Consider the following 17121-nt stretch of genomic DNA (forward strand, 5'->3'; position numbering starts at 1 on the left):
TCCCCCTGATTCCGGTCCCGGTCGTGCGCCGGAGTGTCGCCGGGCGGGTTCTCCGTCCCGGTTTCCGACCACCGTATCCGGCGTACGAGGGTCCCCGACAGGGCGCGGAAAAGTCGCTTTGCACCCGTTCTGACCTGCACGGGTGTACATCTCCGGGCGTACGTGGGGGCGAACTACTGCGTGCGGTGTACCCGGGAAGACGTCCCCTGGTACGACGACGCGATCGGCCGGGAAGAGAGATCGTGGAAGGTATGAGTCCCCTCCTGCTGTCCGTTCTCCTGGCCCTGGTCTCGGCGGTCGCCTACGCGGCCGCGGCGATCGTGCAGGAGCGGGTCGCCGCCTCCGCCGCGGGCCCGCGCTACGCGCCGCTGCGCAGCCCGGCCTGGTGGGGGTCCGTCCTGCTCAACGGCCTCGGGGCGGCCCTGCACGTCGCCGCCCTCGCGTACGGGCCGCTCAGCCTGGTCCAGCCGCTGGGCGCCCTGACCATCGTGTTCGCGCTGCCCATGGCGGCGCTCTTCGTCGGCCGCAGGGCCGGCTCGCGGGCCTGGCGCGGCGCGGTGATGGCCACGGCGGGCCTGGCCGGGCTGCTCAGCCTGACGAGCGGCGCCGAGGCGCGGACCCTGTCCGACGGCGACCGGTGGCTGCTGGCGGGCTGCACCTTCGGCGTGGTGGCCGCGCTGTTCGCGGCCGCGCACCTGATCGGCAGGTCCGTGCTCCGCAGCGTCGTCCTGGCCGCCGCCGCGGGCGTCTCCTTCGGCATCGCCTCCGTCTTCACCAAGTCGGTGGCGGAGGAGTGGACGTCCTCGGCCCCGCTCGCCGAGTGGACCGCGCTCCTGGTCCTCTCGGCGCTCGCCGTGACGGGTCTGCTGCTGTCCCAGGCCTCGTACCGGGGTGCGGGGCTCGCGGCCCCGCTGGCCACCGTCACGGTGGTCAATCCGGTGGTGGCCGCGGCGGTGGGCCTGACCCTGTTCGGCGAGAGCTTCCGCTACGGCACGGCGGGCACCGTCGCCGCGCTGATCAGCGGCGCGGTGGCCGCGGGTGGCCTGATCCAGCTCACGCTCGACCGGATGACGCCGGCCGGGTCCCTCCCGGCGTCGGGTCCGGGAGGTGGTCAGGGCTCAGGACCAGGCGCGGGGTCAGAGGGAGACCCCGCGCGCCCTGAGGTAGGCCAGGGGGTCGATGTCGGAGCCGTACCCGGGACCCGTCCGTACCTCGAAGTGCAGGTGCGGTCCCGAGCTGTTGCCGGTCGAGCCTGAGCGGCCGATGCGCTGGCCTGCGGTGACCCGCTGGCCCTCGCGGACGGCGAGCGCGGAGAGGTGGGCGTACTGGCTGTAGCGGCCGTCGTCGTGCCGCAGCACGATCTGGTAGCCGTACGCGCCGCCCCACCCGGCGGAGACGATCCGTCCGCCGGCGACGGCCTTCACGGAGGTCCCGGTGGGCACGGGGAAGTCGACGCCGGTGTGGTAGCCGCTGGACCAGGAGGATCCGGGCTTGCCGTAGCGGGTGCCGATGCCGGCGGAGACGGGGGCGCTGTAGCGGCGCTCCTCCGTGGCGGGCGGGCGCGGCTTGGTCGCGGGCCGGGTTGCGGGCTTCGTGCTGGGCTTCGCCGCGGGTTTCGCGGCCGGCTTGGCCACCTGCTTGACCGGGGGTTTCGCGGCGGGCCGGGTCGTCTGCGCGGGCTTGGGGGCGGGCTTGGCCGTCGGCTTCGCCGTGGGCCGCTCCGCGACCGGGCGGGTGCTCGGCCCGGCGCTCGGCTGGGTGACGGGCCGGGGCGTGGTGGTCGGTCCGGAGGCCTTCGGCGGGGGCGTCTTCGCCGCCGGCGTCCTCGTCGGGGGCTTCTTCGGGGCGGCGATGCGCAGGGTCAGGCGCTGGCCGGGGTGGATGAGGTCGGGGTCGTCGCCGACGACGGGGCGGTTCGTGTCGTACAGGCGCTTCCAGCCGCCCGGGACCCGTTCCTCGCGGGCGATCTTCGACAGGGAGTCGCCCGGGGTCACCGTGTACATCTCGCGGACGGTGGGGACGGCGGTCGGGCCGACGTTCCTGGCCGGCCGCTCGGACAGGACGCGCTGCCCGGGCAGGCCGGCGGTGGCGGGCGCGTTCCCGCCCCGGGACGCCTTCGCGGTGGCGGGGGCGGTGTCCGGGGCGTCTCCGCCGCGGGCGAGCCCGGCGCTCGGTCCGCAGGACGGCCACGCCCCGGGGCCCTGGCCCTTGAGGACCCGCTCGGCGACGGCGATCTGCTGGTCCTTGGAGGCGAGGTCGGCGCGCGGCGCGTAGTGCGTGCCGCCGTAGGCCTCCCAGGTGGACTGGCTGAACTGCAGACCGCCGAAGTAGCCGTTGCCCGTGTTGATGTGCCAGGTGGAGGTCGACTCGCAGGCCGCGACCTTCTCCCAGACGTCGAGCGAGGCGGCGTGGACGGTGCCCGCGCCGATGAGGGGCAGCGCCATTCCGGCGCCTCCCGCGGTGACGGTCAGCGAGGCACGGTTGATCCGGCTCGGCTGGTGGCGGCGGTGACGTCCGCGTACGGCCATGGGCCCCCCTTGAACACTGCGACAGCCGTCCAAGTTAGGGCGTGCGCACGCTCCGTGACAAGCGATTCGCCGAACCCCAAGGCCCGTATGTCACCTTCCCGTTGACGCGGGGACCCGTCAGGCGGGGCCGGGCTGGGGTTGCGGCTCGGGCTCCGGGACGGGTCCGCCGGGCTGCGGAGCCGGGCTCGGATCGGGGGCCGGCGGGGCCGGGACCGGGTTCGGCGGGGGGACCGGCGGCGGTGAGGGGACCGGCGGCGGGATGGGCGAGGGGGGCAGCGGATCGGGGGTCGGGTGGGTCATCACGGACCTCTCGGTCGACGGGTTTCGTCCCTCCCCAGGGTGACCCGGCGGGCGGCGGGGCGCCCGCCGGATCCCGTCCTTCGGGTCAGTCCTCCGGCCGTCCGTCCGTCTCGGCGGTGTGCCGCGCGGTGACCGCCCGGGCCGCGGCGGCGAGCCCGAGGCGCGGACTCGCCAGCACCGGGCGGGAGGTGGTCGTCCGGTCGACGGCGTCGGCCATCGAGGCCTGTGCCAGCACCACGACGCCGTCCGACGGGGGCGCGCCGTCCACGGCGGCCGCGACGGCGTCGAGGTAGCCGTCCCGGTCCCCCGCCTCGAACAGCTCCCAGGCCCCGTCGACGACGACGGTGCCGATGAGCGAGGGCTCGGGTCCCGACTCCTCCGCGATGAGCGCGACGGTGGGGTCGAGGGTGGAGCGCAGGGCGGCCACGACGACGATCCGGCGGTGCCGGGCGGCTTCGGCGGCCATCGGCCGGTCGACCCGGAGCACCGGGACGCCCGCGGCGGCCGCCTGCCGCTCGGCGACCCCTCCGATGGTGGAGCAGGTGCAGAGCACGGCGTCGGCTCCGTCCGCGACGAGCGCCGAGAGGGCCGCCGCCACCTCCCCGGCCACCGCGTCGGGGCCCTCCGCCCGGGCGCGGGCGAGCAGGTCCTCGTCGACGCGGTGCCGCAGCCCGAGCCCGGGGTGGTGCCGGTCGCGGAGCCCGTCGAAGACCGGGACGTGAACCGGCGAGGTGTGCAGCAGCCCGAGGGTTCCCGTCCCGGTCACCACAGCTCCGGGCTGCCCTTGAGCCGGGCCTTCGCCGCGGCGACCACCGCGGGCGGGGCGGCCGGCGCCTCGTCGGGGTGACGCTCGGCCCAGGCGGCGGCGTAGGGGCAGAGCGGGACGACGGGCACGCCCTCCGCGGCGGCCGTCGCGTAGAGCGCGCGGACGGGCGCCCCGGCGACGCCCTTGCCCTCGTGGCCGTCCTCGACGACCGTGTGGACGGCGACGAGGGCGTGGGGCTCGCCGGGCAGCACGAAGTAGACGACGACCCCGACGTACGTGCCGTCCTCGAACGCCTCGAGGCGCCCCTTCGCGCGGTCGTCACGGATCTGCGGCTCTGCCATGCGGGGGCGCTCCTCGGTGTGGTGTGGTCAGCCGGACACGGACACCGGCGCGGACGCGGGCACGGCGTGCGGGCCGCGGACGGTGTCGCTGCCGGGGACGGGCGCGGAGGCGTCGGTCCCCAGCTCCACGATGCGGTTGTCGGCGTCGACGTGCACGACGCGCGGCACGAACGCGCGGGCCTCCGAGTCCTCGATCTGCGCGTAGCTGATGAGGATCACGAGGTCGCCGGGGTGCACCAGATGGGCGGCGGCCCCGTTGATCCCGATGACGCCGGAACCGCGCTCGCCCTCGATGACGTAGGTCTCCAGGCGGGCGCCGTTGTCGATGTCGACGATGTGCACGAGCTCACCGGGCAGGAGGTCGGCGGCCTCCATCAGCTCGGCGTCGACGGTGACGGACCCGACGTAGTGCAGGTCGGCCTGGGTCACGGTGGCCCGGTGGATCTTGGACTTGAACAGAGTGCGCAGCACGGTGGACTCCTCTGAGACGGCTCCCTGCCTGCTTTGTGCAGGTCAAGGGCGGGCTCGAGCCTACACCGACACCTCCGGACGACGTTTGTGAGGAACATCGCTCCGGCAGACGAGACGGCTTCCCCCCTGGGCTTTCCCTTCACTCGGGCGTCACCGGAGAACCGTCCCCGACCCGGCCCGGCCGAAGCCGGTTCGGCAACCCGGGCGGCCTGCCCGGGTGGCGGGTACCCATGGCCGCCCCTGAGGCGCTGAGTCCGCGAGAAGCGAGGCATCTCGGTGACCCCGCGCGGCAGACCGGCGACCCCCTCACGGCCGAGCCGATGACAGGTCGGTCAATCAGCATGGTAGGACTGTCTGTTTGACCGACCATCATCTGACGGGGGAACGGATTCATGGCTGTCACGGTGCCGGACTGGGCGGATACGCTGCTGGACCTGGTGGGAGTGAACTGGCCCAACGTCGACGAGGACGCCTACCGGGAAATGGCGGACGCCCTGCGGGAGTTCGCCGACGACCTCGCCGACGACGGGCAGCTCGCCAACAACCACATGGAGCGCCTGCTGTCGTCGGGCCACGGCGAGGCCATGGACGCTCTGAACGAGCACTGGTCCAAGGTCAAGGGCAAACACCTCAAGGACCTCGTCTCGGCGGGCCGCACGATCGCCGGCGCCCTCGACATGGCGGCGGACGCGATCGAGGCCATGAAGTGGAAGGCGGTCGCGGAGCTCGGCATTCTGGCCGGTCAAACCGGCCTGGCCATGGCCCTGATCCCGGTGACCGGTGGCCTGTCCGCGCTGCTCGGCGCCGGAGCGATCGCGTTCACGAAGAAGCAGCTGCTGAAGCTCATCACGGGGGCCATGGAGGAGGCGGTAGGCCACATCGTCTCGGTGATGACGGAGCCGGCGGTGGCGGCGCTGGAGGACATGGCCGCCGATCTGGTCGTCCAGGTCGGCATGGACGCCCTGGGCGTCCAGAACGGTGTGAACCTCGACCAGACGAAACAGGCCGGCAAGGACGGCTTCGACGAGGGTGTGCAGGGCGCGAAGGAGGGCCTCAACCTCGCCTCCGCCGGAAGCGGCGGTGGCGGCGGCAAGGGCAAGGGCTTCCACATCGAGCACGACGAACACGACAGCGCCGGCACGAAGCTGAACGGCGTGAGCGCCGGGATCCACGGCAAGACCACCGGAAGGCTGACCAAGGCCAAAGCGGCCCAGGGCCGCAACAAGGGGCGCGACAACATCGCCGACGCCCTGGACCCCGTCATCGAGAAGGCCATGGGCGCCCTGGTGAAGTCCGCCAAGACCATGGGCGACCACGTCGGCGAGACGCTGCCGAAAGCCGTCAGGCGCATATCCACCGACCACAAGAACAACGACGACGCCACCCGCGATCGCCTCGCCCGTCAGCGCAAGGACGACCACGACGGCAAGGGGAACGGACGCGGTCCCTCGCGCTCCGACGGGGAGCGCCGCACCCGCCCCGAACCGCTGCGGAACGCCAAGGACGATCCCCGCCGCAACGGCATCCCGCTGGACAAGAAGACCTGCAAGAACGACCCGGTCGACGTGGCGACCGGTGTCATGACGCTGCCGCAGACGGATCTGACGCTTCCTGGCACCCTGCCCCTCGTCCTGGAGCGCACCCACCTCTCCGCCTACCGCCACGGGCAGTGGTTCGGTCGCAGCTGGGCCTCCACCCTCGACGAACGCATCGAACCCGACCCCGTGGGCGGCGGCGCCGTCTGGGCGCGGGAGGACGGCTCCCTGCTGGTCTATCCGCGCCTCCCCCGGCCGGACGGCGAGGACGTCCTGCCCGTCGAGGGCCCCCGCATCCCGCTGGCCCACGGCGGCACGCACGAGGATCTGACCACGTACACGGTCACGGAGCCCGACACCGGCCTCACCCGCTCCTTCACCGGCAGCCCGTACCTGACGTCGACGGCGTACTGGCTGAGCGATCTGACCGACCGCAACGGCAACTCCGTGACGTTCTCCCGCCGTTCGGACGGCGCCCCGATCGCCGTCGCGCACAGCGGCGGCTACCGGGTCCGGGTCACGGCCGAGGACGACCGGGTCGTCTCCCTCGCGATGGACACGCCACAGGGGCCGGTGGACGTCATGTCCTACGGGTACGACGTCTCGGGGAACCTCGACGCCGTCGTCAACTCCTCGGGGCTGCCCCTGCGCTTCACCTACGACCACTCCGACCGCGTGACGTCCTGGACCGATCGCAACGGCTCGACGTTCCGCTACGTGTACGACGGCGACGGACGGGTCGTCGAGACCGTCGGCCCCGACGGCTGCCTCTCCTCCACCTTCGCCTACGACATCGAACGACGCACCACCCACTACACCGACTCCATGGGCGCCACCACGGTCTACCTGATCAACGAGCGCCTCCAGACGGTCGCCGAAACCGACCCGCTGGGCAACACGGTCAGCCAGGACTGGGACCGGTACGACCGCCTCCTGAGCCGCACCGACACCCACGGCAGGACAGCGACCTGGACCTGGGACGAGGAGGGGCACCTCACCGCCGTGACGACGCCGGGCGGCGCGGTGACCACGGCCGAGTACGGCGACCTCGGCATGCCGGTCGCCACGACCGCGCCGAACGGCGCTCGCTGGACGAGGACGTACGACGAGCGTGGCAATCAGCTGGCGCTGGTGGGCCCGGACGGCGCGACGGTGCACTTCACCTACGACGAGAACGGCGCCCTGCTCTCCATCACCGACATCGACGGCCGCACGGAGACGTTCGTACCGGACCGCGCGGGTCTCCCGCTCTCCCGGACGGACGAGGTCGGGAACACCGTCACGTTCACGCGCGACGCCTTCGGCCGCCCCGTCACGGCCGACGCCGGCGGCGCCGTCACCACGCTCGAATGGACCGTCGAGGGCCTGCCGGCGCGGCGGACCGCTCCCGACGGCACCACGCACACCTGGGAGTACGACGGGGAGGGCAACTGCGTGGCCGAGGTCGACGCCACCGGGGGCCGCACCCTCCATGAGTACACGCACTTCGACCTCCCGTCGGCCCGCACCACACCGGACGGCGCACGCCACGAGTTCGGCTACGACACGGAACTCAGGCTCACGGAGGTCCGCAACGCGGCCGGTCACCGCTGGAGTTATGCGCGCGACACCGTCGGCCGCATCGTCTCGGAGACCGACTTCGACGGCCGGACGGTCCGCTACGCCTACGATGCCGCAGGCCGGTGGAGTTCACGGACCAACGTCCTCGGACAGGTCGTCACGCATCGATTCGACGACGACGGCCTGCTGGTCGCCAAGGAGGCGGACGGCACCGTCACACGCCTCACCTACGACGTGATGGGGCGGATGACCTCGGCCAGGTCGCCGTACTCGACCCTCACCATCGAACGGGACGACCGGGGCCGGGTGACCGCCGAGACGGTCGACGGGCGCACCACGCGCTACCACCACGACGCGCTCGGCCGACGCACCGGCCGGATCACCCCGAGCGGCGTGACGACCACGCTGACCTACGACGCGAACGGGAACCGCTCCGCGCTCGACCTCGGCGGTCACACCCTGACCTTCACCCACGACGCGCTCGGCCGGGAGGTCCGCCGCTCCCTCGGACCGCCGGACGAGCCACTGACCCTCTCCACCGAGTGGGACGGCTGTGGCCGCATCAGGGAACAGACGCTGGCCGTGCCCGGCCGCCTGGTGCGCTCGCAGGCGTACGACTACCGGCCCGACGACCGGGTGCGTTCTCTCACCGACCTCCTCACGGGGCACACCCGCACCTTCGAACGTGACGCGGCAGGGCGCGCGTCGAGGATCGAGTCCCCCGGATGGAGCGAGACGTACGCCTACGACATCGAGGGCAACCAGACCGCCGCCCACTGGCCGGACCGCGCGCCGTACCCCGAGTCCCGGGGCCCTCGCGACATCGAGGGGACGGCCGTCCGCTCCGCCGGGGCGATGAGCTACGTCCACGACGCGGCGGGGCGGGTCGTCGAACGGCGCAGGAAACGGCTCTCCCGCAAGCCCGACGTATGGCGCTACACCTGGGACGCCGAGGACCGGCTCACCTCCTGCACCACGCCCGACGGTGTGCTGTGGACGTATCTCTACGACGCGTTCGGCCGGCGGACGGCGAAGCGGCGGCACGGTCCAGACGGCACGGTCATCGCGCAGACGGTGTTCACCTGGGACGACGCGCGCCTGGCGGAACAGACGGACAGCGTCGGCGCCACCACCCTCACCTGGGAACACGACGGTCAGCGGCCGCTGGCCCAGATCGAACACCGCGCACCCGCCCTGGGCGCCGATGCGGCCCGCGCCGACCAGACCGAGATCGACTCGCGGTTCTTCGCCGTCGTGACCGACCTGATCGGCACGCCCACGGAACTGGTCGACGAGACCGGCCGCATCGCGTGGCACAGCCGCGCCACACACTGGGGCGTCACCAGCTGGAACCAGGACGCCGACGCCTACACGCCGCTCCGCTTCCCCGGCCAGTACGCGGACCCGGAGACCGGTCTCCACTACAACTACTTCCGGCACTACGACCCGGAGGCAGGCCGGTACCTCACCCCGGACCCCCTGGGGCTCGATCCCGCCCCGAATCCCGTCGGCTACGTCGCCGACCCGCTCACCGAGGCCGACCCCCTGGGCCTCGCGCCGTGCCTCCAGGCCCTCCAGGACATGGCCACGAAGATCGCGCACGTCTTCCCGGAGGACAAGCGGCGGTACCAGACCGTCGCGGTCATCCACGCGATCACGCCTAAGGGACCCCGGATGTTCGTCGCGGGAACCAGTAAGGTGCCGTTGAACAAGGAGCAGCTGAAACTGGCCAAGGAGATGGGCCTCATCCCGATCCCTGCGGACGAGTACCTGCCCAAACCTCCGCCCAAGGAGCGGGGCGGCCACGCCGAACAGAACATCCTCCACTTCCTCCACAGGAGGCACGAGGCGAGCGGCCGTGAGAGCTGGCTGCCGACGCACGGCGCGGCGTCCCGGCCGGTCTGCCCGGACATCTGCCCGCCGATCATCCGCGCGGCTGCGGGCGAAGGCCGGATCGTGCAGTTGTACGAGCCCAGCGGCAACTACCTGAAGTTCTACTGGCCCGACAACTACCTCAAGAAGAAGTAGGAACCAGCATGGAGTACGAAGCCGTTCCAGCCCAGCTCACGGCCACCCAGGAGCTGCCGGGCATCGGCTCGGCGCTGGGCCGGCTCGACACGTTCCTCGTCAGAGACGGAGCCCACTGGATCGTGGCGCGGGACGGAGCGCGGGTCGAAGCGGGCCGGATCTCGCCGGACACCGGCACGGTCTTCGGCGTCCGGCACAGCTGGCGGCTGCCCGGGGCGGACCGCGTGTACGCCACCCCGGAACCGGGCGGCGGCCTGGCGGTGAGCGGCAGCGACTCCGTCACCCTCCACGAGGCGGACGGAAGCATCCGCTGGACCTTCCCGCACCCCGCGTGGCCGAGCGGAGCCCATGGCGCCTGCACCCCCGACCCCACCGGCACCGCCCTGCTCGCGGTCGTCCGGCCCGCGCTCGACACCGAGCCGACCGAGGTGCTGCTGAACCTGGACCTCGCCACCGGCACGGTCCTGGCCACGACGGAACTCCCGACACGCTGGGGCACGTACGAGTTCCAGCAGCCGATCGGCCCGGCCGCCGCGCAGGAGGTCTTCCTCAACGCGGCCCAGGGGCAGGAGGAGGCCTACTCCCTGATCGTCACCGCCACGCGGGAGCACGTGGCGATCGCGCAGGTCGGCGATCACGACGAACCCTTCACGGGCAGCAGCCTCCCTTCCGGCGCCTTCCTGACGCTCGCCGTCGCCGGGGAGGAGCTCACCCGGTACGACACACCGACCCGCCGCCGGACGACGGCGAAAGCGGCTGCGGTCCTCCCGGAGGAGCTCGTCTTCATGGGGCGGCCGGGCTTCCTCGATGAGGAACGGGTCCTGGTGGCGGTCGGCGAGGACCCCTGGGAGGAGGAGTGTCGTCACGCCCTGCTCGGCGCCGACGACCTGCGCCTCCGGGCCGAGGTCGCGTATCCGCCGGGTGTCGAGGTGACGGACCGCACGCTGCCCCTCGGCGACGGAACCTGGCTCACCTTCGACGGCGACACGGTCCGGCGCTGGCGTACCGGCTGACGCACTGTTGGCGTCCGGACGCCTCGGGCGAGCTGTCGGGCCATGTCGCCCTCCATCCGATCCAGCCCAGGAGACGCCGCCCGGTCGGATACCTCGCCGTTCACGGGAGTGGTCGGCTCCGGCCTCCACGGCCGCCGCCGACCAGCCCCGCTCGGTCACGTCCCGCGCCGGCCCCGCTGACGTCACCGACGGGACCAGGGGCCGGAGCGCCGCTGCCGACGGCGCGGTGGCACACCGCCCGAGCCCCCCGGTCCGGAGAAGCACAGCTGCGGTCGCGGGGGCTCGCGCCGTCGGGCCCGACGCTACTTCAGCAGGGTGCGGAACTCGTCGAAGTCGAGGACACCGTCGTGGTTCGCGTCGGCCTCCATGGCCTTCCTGACCTCGTCCGCCAGGTGCCCATGAGCGCCCTCGGCCTTGAAGCCCTCCGCCAGCTCGACGATGTTGATCCGCCCGTCGCCGTCCTTGTCGATCTCGTCGAACAGCGCCCTGAGCTCGGTCTCGTTCACGACATACCTCTCTCACGTTCACAGGACCCGAAGGCCCACGTGCCCACCACCCTGCCACACCGTCGACGGCCCGCCGGCGACCGTGCCCCCGGGACGGGACCGTCGGCCGCCATCCATCCCGCCCCAGTTCTCGGCGGGGAGCGCGGGGAAGACGACGACCGAGCCGTCCTTGTCGCGGGCGATCTCGATCGCCACGTCCGAGGGGCGGCCGTTCGTCGGGGCCGCGTCGGCCAGTTGGTGGATGCGGTGCGTCGCCCGCATCAGGCGGTCGACCTCGCCCGTCGTGAAGACCGGTCGCAGCCCCTGCGGGCGGGCCAGTTCCAGGGCCGACAGGCGGAGCAGGACCTCGGCGATGCCCGACTCCATGTCGTCGAGGCGCTGTTGGTCGCGCTTCAGTGCACGGGTGAAGTTCTCGAACAGGTTGCCGGGGTCGTTCTGGGCGTGCTCGACGGCCTGCAGGACGTTGACCCGCTGCTTCAGCGCGATGGCGAGGGAGGCGAGTTCGAGGTGCGCGCGGAACTCGCCGCCGTCGTCGTCGATCCCGGGGAACGGCTTGGCCAGCGTGGCGATGTCGACGGCCTCGCCGTCGGGCAGCCGGTCGAGGGCGCTCCGCCACCGGGCCAGCCGGCGGTCGGCGGCGCCGAGCGCCGAGTTGATCGCGTGCACGGCCGAGTCCAGCCCCAGCGACGCCCCGATCTTGCCCTGGTCGAGGAGGATGGCGGTGGCCTTGTCGATGGCGTCGCGGCAGCCGTCGAGTTCGCTGTGTTCGGCCTCCAGCCTGTCCTCGTGCAGCTGCTCCAGCAGGTCCGTGATGCGTTCGATGGCCTCCCGGCGCTTGGTGTCGGCGTTCGCGCTCACCCCCACCGCCAGTGCCATGAGTACGAGGGGGGCGGCGACGGTGAGGGCCGCGCTGCCGGCGACCGCGACGCCGGCGGTGGCCCCGGCCCCGCCCGCGGCGCCCGCGGCCGCCGCCTTCCCGACCGGCACGAACGTCGCACCGGCGACGACGCGGCCCGTGGTGTCGACGAGCGGCCCTCGGAAGCCGCAGGTCACGGCCTTCGACACCATCGGGCGAACGAGGCCCTGCCCGAAGGCGCCGGCGACCTTCGCCGGGACGACCATCCGGTACAGCCCCTCGCCCGCCACCGTGGCCGCCGAGGAAGAGCTCCGCGCCGATGCCGTGACGAGCTGCGAGAGGTGCTGCGCGAGCGGGCTCACGGCGTCGAGGGGGATGCCCCGGGCGCGGTCGAGCCGCTCCGGCAGGGGGTGCGCTTCGAGCGTCGCGACCGGCTCGTCCGCGAGGGCGGCCAGCACGGTGCGCAGCTCCGCCAGTCGCCCGGCCGTCATCCGCTGCTCGCCGTCGAACGGGGCCACCCGGACGTCACGGGTCGCGAGCGCCCACACCGGGACGGTGGTCTTGCGGTAGTCGATCATTCTCTCCCCCTGTTTCCCTCGCACACCCTAAGGCCGCCGGCCCGCGCCGACGACGGATTCCGCTTTTCCCCGGATCACGCCGACGGCGGCCAACCGAGTCCCGCGGGGCAGCGGTTGGCCTCCGGCGCGGTGCGCCGCTGCCCGGAGGCCGACACACGCGGCGGAGTGCCTCCGCGGGGCGGCCTTCCCGGGGATGCTGGAGGACGCCCGGACGGTCCGGTGCGCCGCAGGCCGGGAGGTGCCCCGTCGACAGGTCCGCTCGTCCCGCGCTGGGCGTGTACAAGGGGTACGGGGCCGGGGCCGTGTCCGCCGCGGTGGACCACGAGCGACTGCTCGGCGTTCCGGTGGAGGTCGGCACCGACTATCTGCCGCACGGGAGTTGGGCGGCCTTCGATCCCGCGGTGATGTGTGCCGAGCAGCTCGATCCCTGGCGGCGGTGGCGGGACGAGCGGCCTTGGTCGATGTTCGCGTACGGCATCCCGCCGCTGGTCGACGGCTGCGCCGGGGCGTTCGAGCGGGGCGTGCGGGGCGAGTTCGACGCGGCGTACGCCCGCGCGGCCCGGGCCCTGGTGGAGTCGGGACACGGCGACGCGATCGTCCGGCTGGGCTGGGAGCCGAACAACCGGGCCATCGGTCCGTGGCAGGCGACGGACGACCCGGCCGGCTACGCGGCCCTGTTCCGCCAGGTCGTCGGGGTGTTCCGGGCGGCGCCCGGCGCAACCTTCACCTTCGAACTGTCGAGTGCGCTCGGGCTGCAGCCGGGCCGGCGGCTGCGGTGCTTCGCCGACTACTACCCCGGGGACGAGTACGTCGACCGGCTGGGCATGAACGCGTACGACCTGAAGTGGGGCGACCCCCATGTGTCCGCCGCCGACCGTTGGGCCTGGATCCGCACCCAGGAGATGGGGCTCGACGCGCACGTCGCCTTCACCCGGTCGCGGGGGAAGCGGAACGTCTGCTCGGAGTGGGGGCTGTACCGGCGCGGGGACGCCTTCGCCGGCGGCGGGGACGACGCGGACTTCATCGACCGCATGGCGGAGTACTTCGCGTGGGGCGACGTCGACTACCAGGCGTACTTCGACCACGACTGGGGCGGCGGGACCCTGGCCGAGTTCCCGGAGGGGCGCGCCGCGTACGTACGGCGGTTCGGGGCGCCCACGGGCGGATGACGGCGCGTCACGGGCTCCCCACCCCGTGGCGCGCCCGCGACCGGCTCACACGTACGTGTGACGCCCGCGCGGACGCGTCCTCCGCCCACGAGGCCCGGAGGACTGGGCAGCGGCGCCCTCGCGTCCCCGCGCGCCCGTCGCCGAACGGCCCAGAGCTCGACTGGCCCTCCCAGGGATACGAACTTATGACCTTATGCTCGCTTTTGCGTTTTCTGAGAAGGCTTCACCTGTTCAATCCGTCCGGTGATCACCCCCCGCGATCACCCGGACAGCGGGGCGTGAAGCCGATCCGGTTCCCATTCCTGGAGTAACACATGCGCGTTGCTGTGACGGGTGGCGGTGGATTCCTCGGGTCCCATCTGTGCGAGGCGCTCTTGCGGCGCGGCGACTCGGTGGTGTGCCTGGACGACTACTCCACGGGCGACCCCGAGAACATCGCCCACCTCCTCGACCACCCCTCCTTCGAGTTCCTGCACGCCGACGTGAGCGAGGCCGTGAACGTCTCCGGCCGCGTCGACGCCGTCGCCCACCTGGCGTCCCCCGCCTCCCCGCCCGACTACCTGCGGCACCCCCTGGAGACCCTCGCGGTCGGCAGCCGCGGCACCGAGAACGCCCTGCGGCTGGCCCAGCGCCACACGGCGCGCTTCATCCTCGCCTCGACCAGCGAGATCTACGGCGACCCCCTGGTCCACCCGCAGGAGGAGTCGTACTGGGGCAACGTCAACTCGATCGGCCCGCGCAGCGTCTACGACGAGGCGAAACGTTACGCCGAGGCCGTCTCGGCCGCGTACCGGCGCACGCACGGCGTGGACGTGGGCATCGCCCGGATCTTCAACACCTACGGTCCGCGGATGCGGCCGCACGACGGCCGCGTGGTGTCGAGCTTCATCACCCAGGCGCTGACCGGCGAGCCGCTCACCCTGTACGGCGACGGCACCCAGACCCGCAGCTTCTGCTACGTCGACGACCTGGTCCGCGGCCTGCTCGCACTCCTGGACTCCACCGAGATGGGGCCGTTCAACCTGGGGAACCCCGTCGAGCGCACCGTGGCCGAGCTGGCCGAGCTGGTGCTCGCGATGACCGGTTCCGCCTCCGAGGTGAGGCACCACCCCCTGCCGGTGGACGACCCGGTCCGCCGCCGCCCGGTCATCGACCGCGCCCGCGAGATCCTGGGCTGGGAGCCGGAGGTCGACATCACCGAGGGGCTGCGCCGCACCGTGGAGTACTTCGCGGCCCGCCCGGACCGGCTGCGCACCTCGGCCAGGGCGATCCGCGGCGGCCAGCACGAGACCGTGCCGCTGACCGCCGTCACGGGGACGGCCGGCCCGGCCGTCCAGACCATCCCCGGTCCCGCCCTCGCCGCCGCCGGCGCGGCGGCCGTCGCCCCCGGCGCGCCGGCCGCGGGCGGCTGACCCGACCGCCGCGGCCGGCCGGAGCGACTCCGGCCGGCCGCGGCGGTCGCCCTCCTCCTCCCCCTCCCGCGCCGCCCCTCCCCCTTCCGCACGCCCTCCCCCGCGCCCCGCTGTCGCACCGCCTGGAGAACCCGCTGCCATGACGTCGCTGGAGCACAGTCCCCTCGGCAGGACCGGCCCCGTCCAGGACCCCCCGCTCGACGCGCCCGCCCCCGGCTCCCCGGAGGAGTGGGAGCGGCTGGGCCGTGAGATCAAGGCCCTCTCGTACGGCCGGGTGGCCTCCATCGGACCGGACGGCCCGGTCCTGGCGCGGCCGGCCCGCGGGCTCGTCCCGCGCCGCACCAGCTTCGTGAAGGCCTTCGCTCCGTTCGACCGGTTCCTGGTCGCGCTGCTCTCCCTCGGCTGGGCGGCCTGCCTCGTCTGGTTCTGGGCGTGGTGGCTGGAGCCCTCGCACCGCATCGGCCTGCTCGGTCTGATCGTCAACAGCGCCCTGCTGCTCTATCTGACGTACCTGCCGGTCCACTTCCTCGTCGCGCTGATCCGGATGCGGCGCTTCGACCCGGCGGTGGAGGTGCCCGAGGTCCGCACGGCGTTCGTCGTGACCCGCGCCCCGTCCGAGGGGTGGGACATCGCCCGCACCACCCTGGAGGCGATGCTGGACCAGCGGTTCCCGTACCCCTACGACGTGTGGCTGTGCGACGAGGACCCCACCGAGGAGATCACCGCCTGGTGCCGGGCGCACGGCGTCGCCGTCTCCTGCCGGTACGGCCGTGCCGACTACCACCGCGCCGAGTGGCCGCGCCGCACCCGGTGCAAGGAGGGCAACCTCGCCTTCTTCTACGACCACTGGGGCTACGAACGGTACGACGTGGTCGCCCAGCTCGACTGCGACCACGTGCCCGGCCCGCACTACCTGTCCGAGGTCGTCCGGCCGTTCGCGGATCCGAGCGTCGGCTACGTCGCGGCGCCGAGTGTCTGCGACTCCAACGCCGGCCAGTCCTGGGCGGCCCGCGGCCGGCTCCAGCGCGAGGCCATGTTCCACGGCCCCGTGCAGCTCGGCCACTCGGGCGGCCTCGCCCCGGTGTGCATCGGATCGCACTACGCCGTCCGCACCCGGGCGCTCCGCGACATCGGCGGCCTGGGCCCGGAGCTCGCCGAGGACTTCTCCACCACGTTCCTGCTCACCTCGGCCGGCTGGCAGGGCGCGTTCGCGATCGACGCGGAGGCGCACGGGGAGGGCCCGATCACCTTCGGAGCGATGATCACGCAGGAGTTCCAGTGGTCTCGCAGCCTGGCCGTGATGCTCCTCGGCATGCTGCCGCGCCATCTGGGACGCATGCCGCTGAAGCTGCGGATCCGGTTCGCCGCCGCCCTGCTGTACTACCCGCTGCTCGCCGTCGCCACCGTCATGGGCGTCCTGCTGCCGCCCATCGCCGCGATCACCGGAGCGCCGTGGATCAACGTCAACTACCTGGAGTTCCTGGCCCACTTCTGGAGCATGTCGGTCTGGCTGATCCTGCTGACGCTGCTCTGCCGGCGCCGCGGTCTGCTGCGACCGGCGGACTCCCCGATCCTCAGCTGGGAGATCTGGCTCTTCGGACTGTCCCGCTGGCCGTACGTCGCCTGGGGCGTGCTGGCGGCCGTCACACAGAAGGTGAGGCCGCGTCAGATCACTTTCAAGGTCACGCCGAAGAAGCGCGACGGACTGGAGCCGCTGCCGCTGCGCACCGTCGCGCCGTACCTGGTCATCACCCTGTTCCTGTCGGGCGCGGCCCTCGTCGGCCAGTTCACCGGCCCCGCCGTCGGGTACGTCTTCCTCTGCATCCTCGGCTCCGCCTCGTACGCGGTCGTCACGCTCGCCGTCGGCGCCCTGCACACGAGGGAGACCGCCCGGGCGACCGGGGTTCCCGCGTTCCGCGCGCTGCGCACCGCGGCCGTCCCGCTGACCGCCGGTCTGCTCTGCCTGATCCCCCTGGCACTCGCCATCGCCGTCTTCCCCACGTACCTCACCGGCTTCTACGCCTGGTGACGGCCGTTCGCGGCCATTCGAGAATCGAG

General features: G+C 72.9%; 12 protein-coding genes. 6 read left to right on the forward strand and 6 right to left on the reverse strand.

The annotated features are described in order from the left end of the window. Window positions 1-251: 251 nt before the first annotated feature. Complete coding sequence (locus tag ACY0MR_RS06105; protein WP_473559639.1) at window positions 252-1256, forward strand: DMT family transporter; 1005 nt, start codon at window positions 252-254, stop codon at window positions 1254-1256. Here ACY0MR_RS06105 and ACY0MR_RS06110 read toward each other — a convergent pair. The 4 genes from ACY0MR_RS06110 to panD form a co-directional block, all read right to left on the reverse strand. After that, the gene (locus ACY0MR_RS06110) at window positions 1137-2528 is read right to left on the reverse strand and encodes a transglycosylase family protein (RefSeq protein ID WP_473559641.1); all 1392 of its coding nucleotides are present in this window, start codon (window positions 2526-2528) and stop codon (window positions 1137-1139) included. The genes ACY0MR_RS06105 and ACY0MR_RS06110 overlap by 120 nt on opposite strands. Window positions 2529-2913: 385 nt before the next feature. Continuing rightward, a complete protein-coding gene (locus tag ACY0MR_RS06115) occupies window positions 2914-3594 on the reverse strand; it encodes an aspartate/glutamate racemase family protein (RefSeq protein WP_404078342.1) in 681 nt (226 codons plus the stop codon). Next, window positions 3591-3935, reverse strand: a complete 345-nt coding sequence (locus ACY0MR_RS06120; protein WP_473559643.1) for a GNAT family N-acetyltransferase — start codon at window positions 3933-3935, stop codon at window positions 3591-3593. Before ACY0MR_RS06120 ends, ACY0MR_RS06115 begins: the two co-directional genes overlap by 4 nt. Before the next feature lie 27 nt (window positions 3936-3962). After that, a complete protein-coding gene (gene panD, locus ACY0MR_RS06125) occupies window positions 3963-4406 on the reverse strand; it encodes an aspartate 1-decarboxylase (protein ID WP_473559645.1) in 444 nt (147 codons plus the stop codon). Between the two features lie 392 nt (window positions 4407-4798). On the opposite strand from panD, the gene ACY0MR_RS06130 reads away from it, so the two are divergent. Together ACY0MR_RS06130 and ACY0MR_RS06135 are read left to right on the forward strand one after the other, a co-directional pair. Further along, entirely contained in the window at window positions 4799-9529 is a 4731-nt protein-coding gene (locus tag ACY0MR_RS06130) for a DUF6531 domain-containing protein (protein ID WP_473559647.1), read from the forward strand. 8 nt (window positions 9530-9537) lie between these two features. Next, window positions 9538-10542: a hypothetical protein gene (locus ACY0MR_RS06135; RefSeq protein WP_473559649.1), complete on the forward strand. Its 1005-nt coding sequence runs from the start codon at window positions 9538-9540 to the stop codon at window positions 10540-10542. A gap of 302 nt (window positions 10543-10844) precedes the next feature. Here the strand turns inward: ACY0MR_RS06135 and ACY0MR_RS06140 are convergent, their stop codons facing one another. Then, window positions 10845-11048 (reverse strand): EF-hand domain-containing protein, encoded by a 204-nt coding sequence (locus ACY0MR_RS06140; protein ID WP_361855722.1) that lies wholly within the window; start codon window positions 11046-11048, stop codon window positions 10845-10847. Between the two features lie 18 nt (window positions 11049-11066). Further along, window positions 11067-12482 (reverse strand): hypothetical protein, encoded by a 1416-nt coding sequence (locus ACY0MR_RS06145; RefSeq protein WP_473559651.1) that lies wholly within the window; start codon window positions 12480-12482, stop codon window positions 11067-11069. A gap of 302 nt (window positions 12483-12784) precedes the next feature. Between ACY0MR_RS06145 and ACY0MR_RS06150 the strand changes: the two genes are divergently transcribed. The 3 genes from ACY0MR_RS06150 (at window position 12785) to ACY0MR_RS06160 (ending at window position 17092) form a co-directional block, all read left to right on the forward strand. After that, window positions 12785-13651, forward strand: a complete 867-nt coding sequence (locus ACY0MR_RS06150; RefSeq protein WP_473559653.1) for a glycoside hydrolase family 26 protein — start codon at window positions 12785-12787, stop codon at window positions 13649-13651. Window positions 13652-13965: 314 nt separating this feature from the next. Further along, entirely contained in the window at window positions 13966-15063 is a 1098-nt protein-coding gene (locus ACY0MR_RS06155; protein WP_473559655.1) for a UDP-glucuronic acid decarboxylase family protein, read from the forward strand. A 139-nt stretch (window positions 15064-15202) separates the two neighbouring features. Beyond that, window positions 15203-17092, forward strand: a complete 1890-nt coding sequence (locus ACY0MR_RS06160) for a glycosyltransferase family 2 protein (RefSeq protein ID WP_404078322.1) — start codon at window positions 15203-15205, stop codon at window positions 17090-17092. Window positions 17093-17121 lie beyond the last annotated feature (29 nt).

Source organism: Streptomyces sp. JN8 (genome assembly GCF_055808075.1).

Coding starts and splice junctions, on each gene's coding strand:
- ACY0MR_RS06130 (WP_473559647.1), top strand. CDS start 4,799: ATGGCTGTCACGGTGCCGGACTGGGCGGATACGCTGCTGGACCTGGTG.
- ACY0MR_RS06155 (WP_473559655.1), top strand. CDS start 13,966: ATGCGCGTTGCTGTGACGGGTGGCGGTGGATTCCTCGGGTCCCATCTG.
- ACY0MR_RS06105 (WP_473559639.1), top strand. CDS start 252: ATGAGTCCCCTCCTGCTGTCCGTTCTCCTGGCCCTGGTCTCGGCGGTC.
- ACY0MR_RS06160 (WP_404078322.1), top strand. CDS start 15,203: ATGACGTCGCTGGAGCACAGTCCCCTCGGCAGGACCGGCCCCGTCCAG.
- ACY0MR_RS06135 (WP_473559649.1), top strand. CDS start 9,538: ATGGAGTACGAAGCCGTTCCAGCCCAGCTCACGGCCACCCAGGAGCTG.
- ACY0MR_RS06110 (WP_473559641.1), bottom strand. CDS start 2,528: ATGGCCGTACGCGGACGTCACCGCCGCCACCAGCCGAGCCGGATCAAC.
- ACY0MR_RS06120 (WP_473559643.1), bottom strand. CDS start 3,935: ATGGCAGAGCCGCAGATCCGTGACGACCGCGCGAAGGGGCGCCTCGAG.
- ACY0MR_RS06145 (WP_473559651.1), bottom strand. CDS start 12,482: ATGATCGACTACCGCAAGACCACCGTCCCGGTGTGGGCGCTCGCGACC.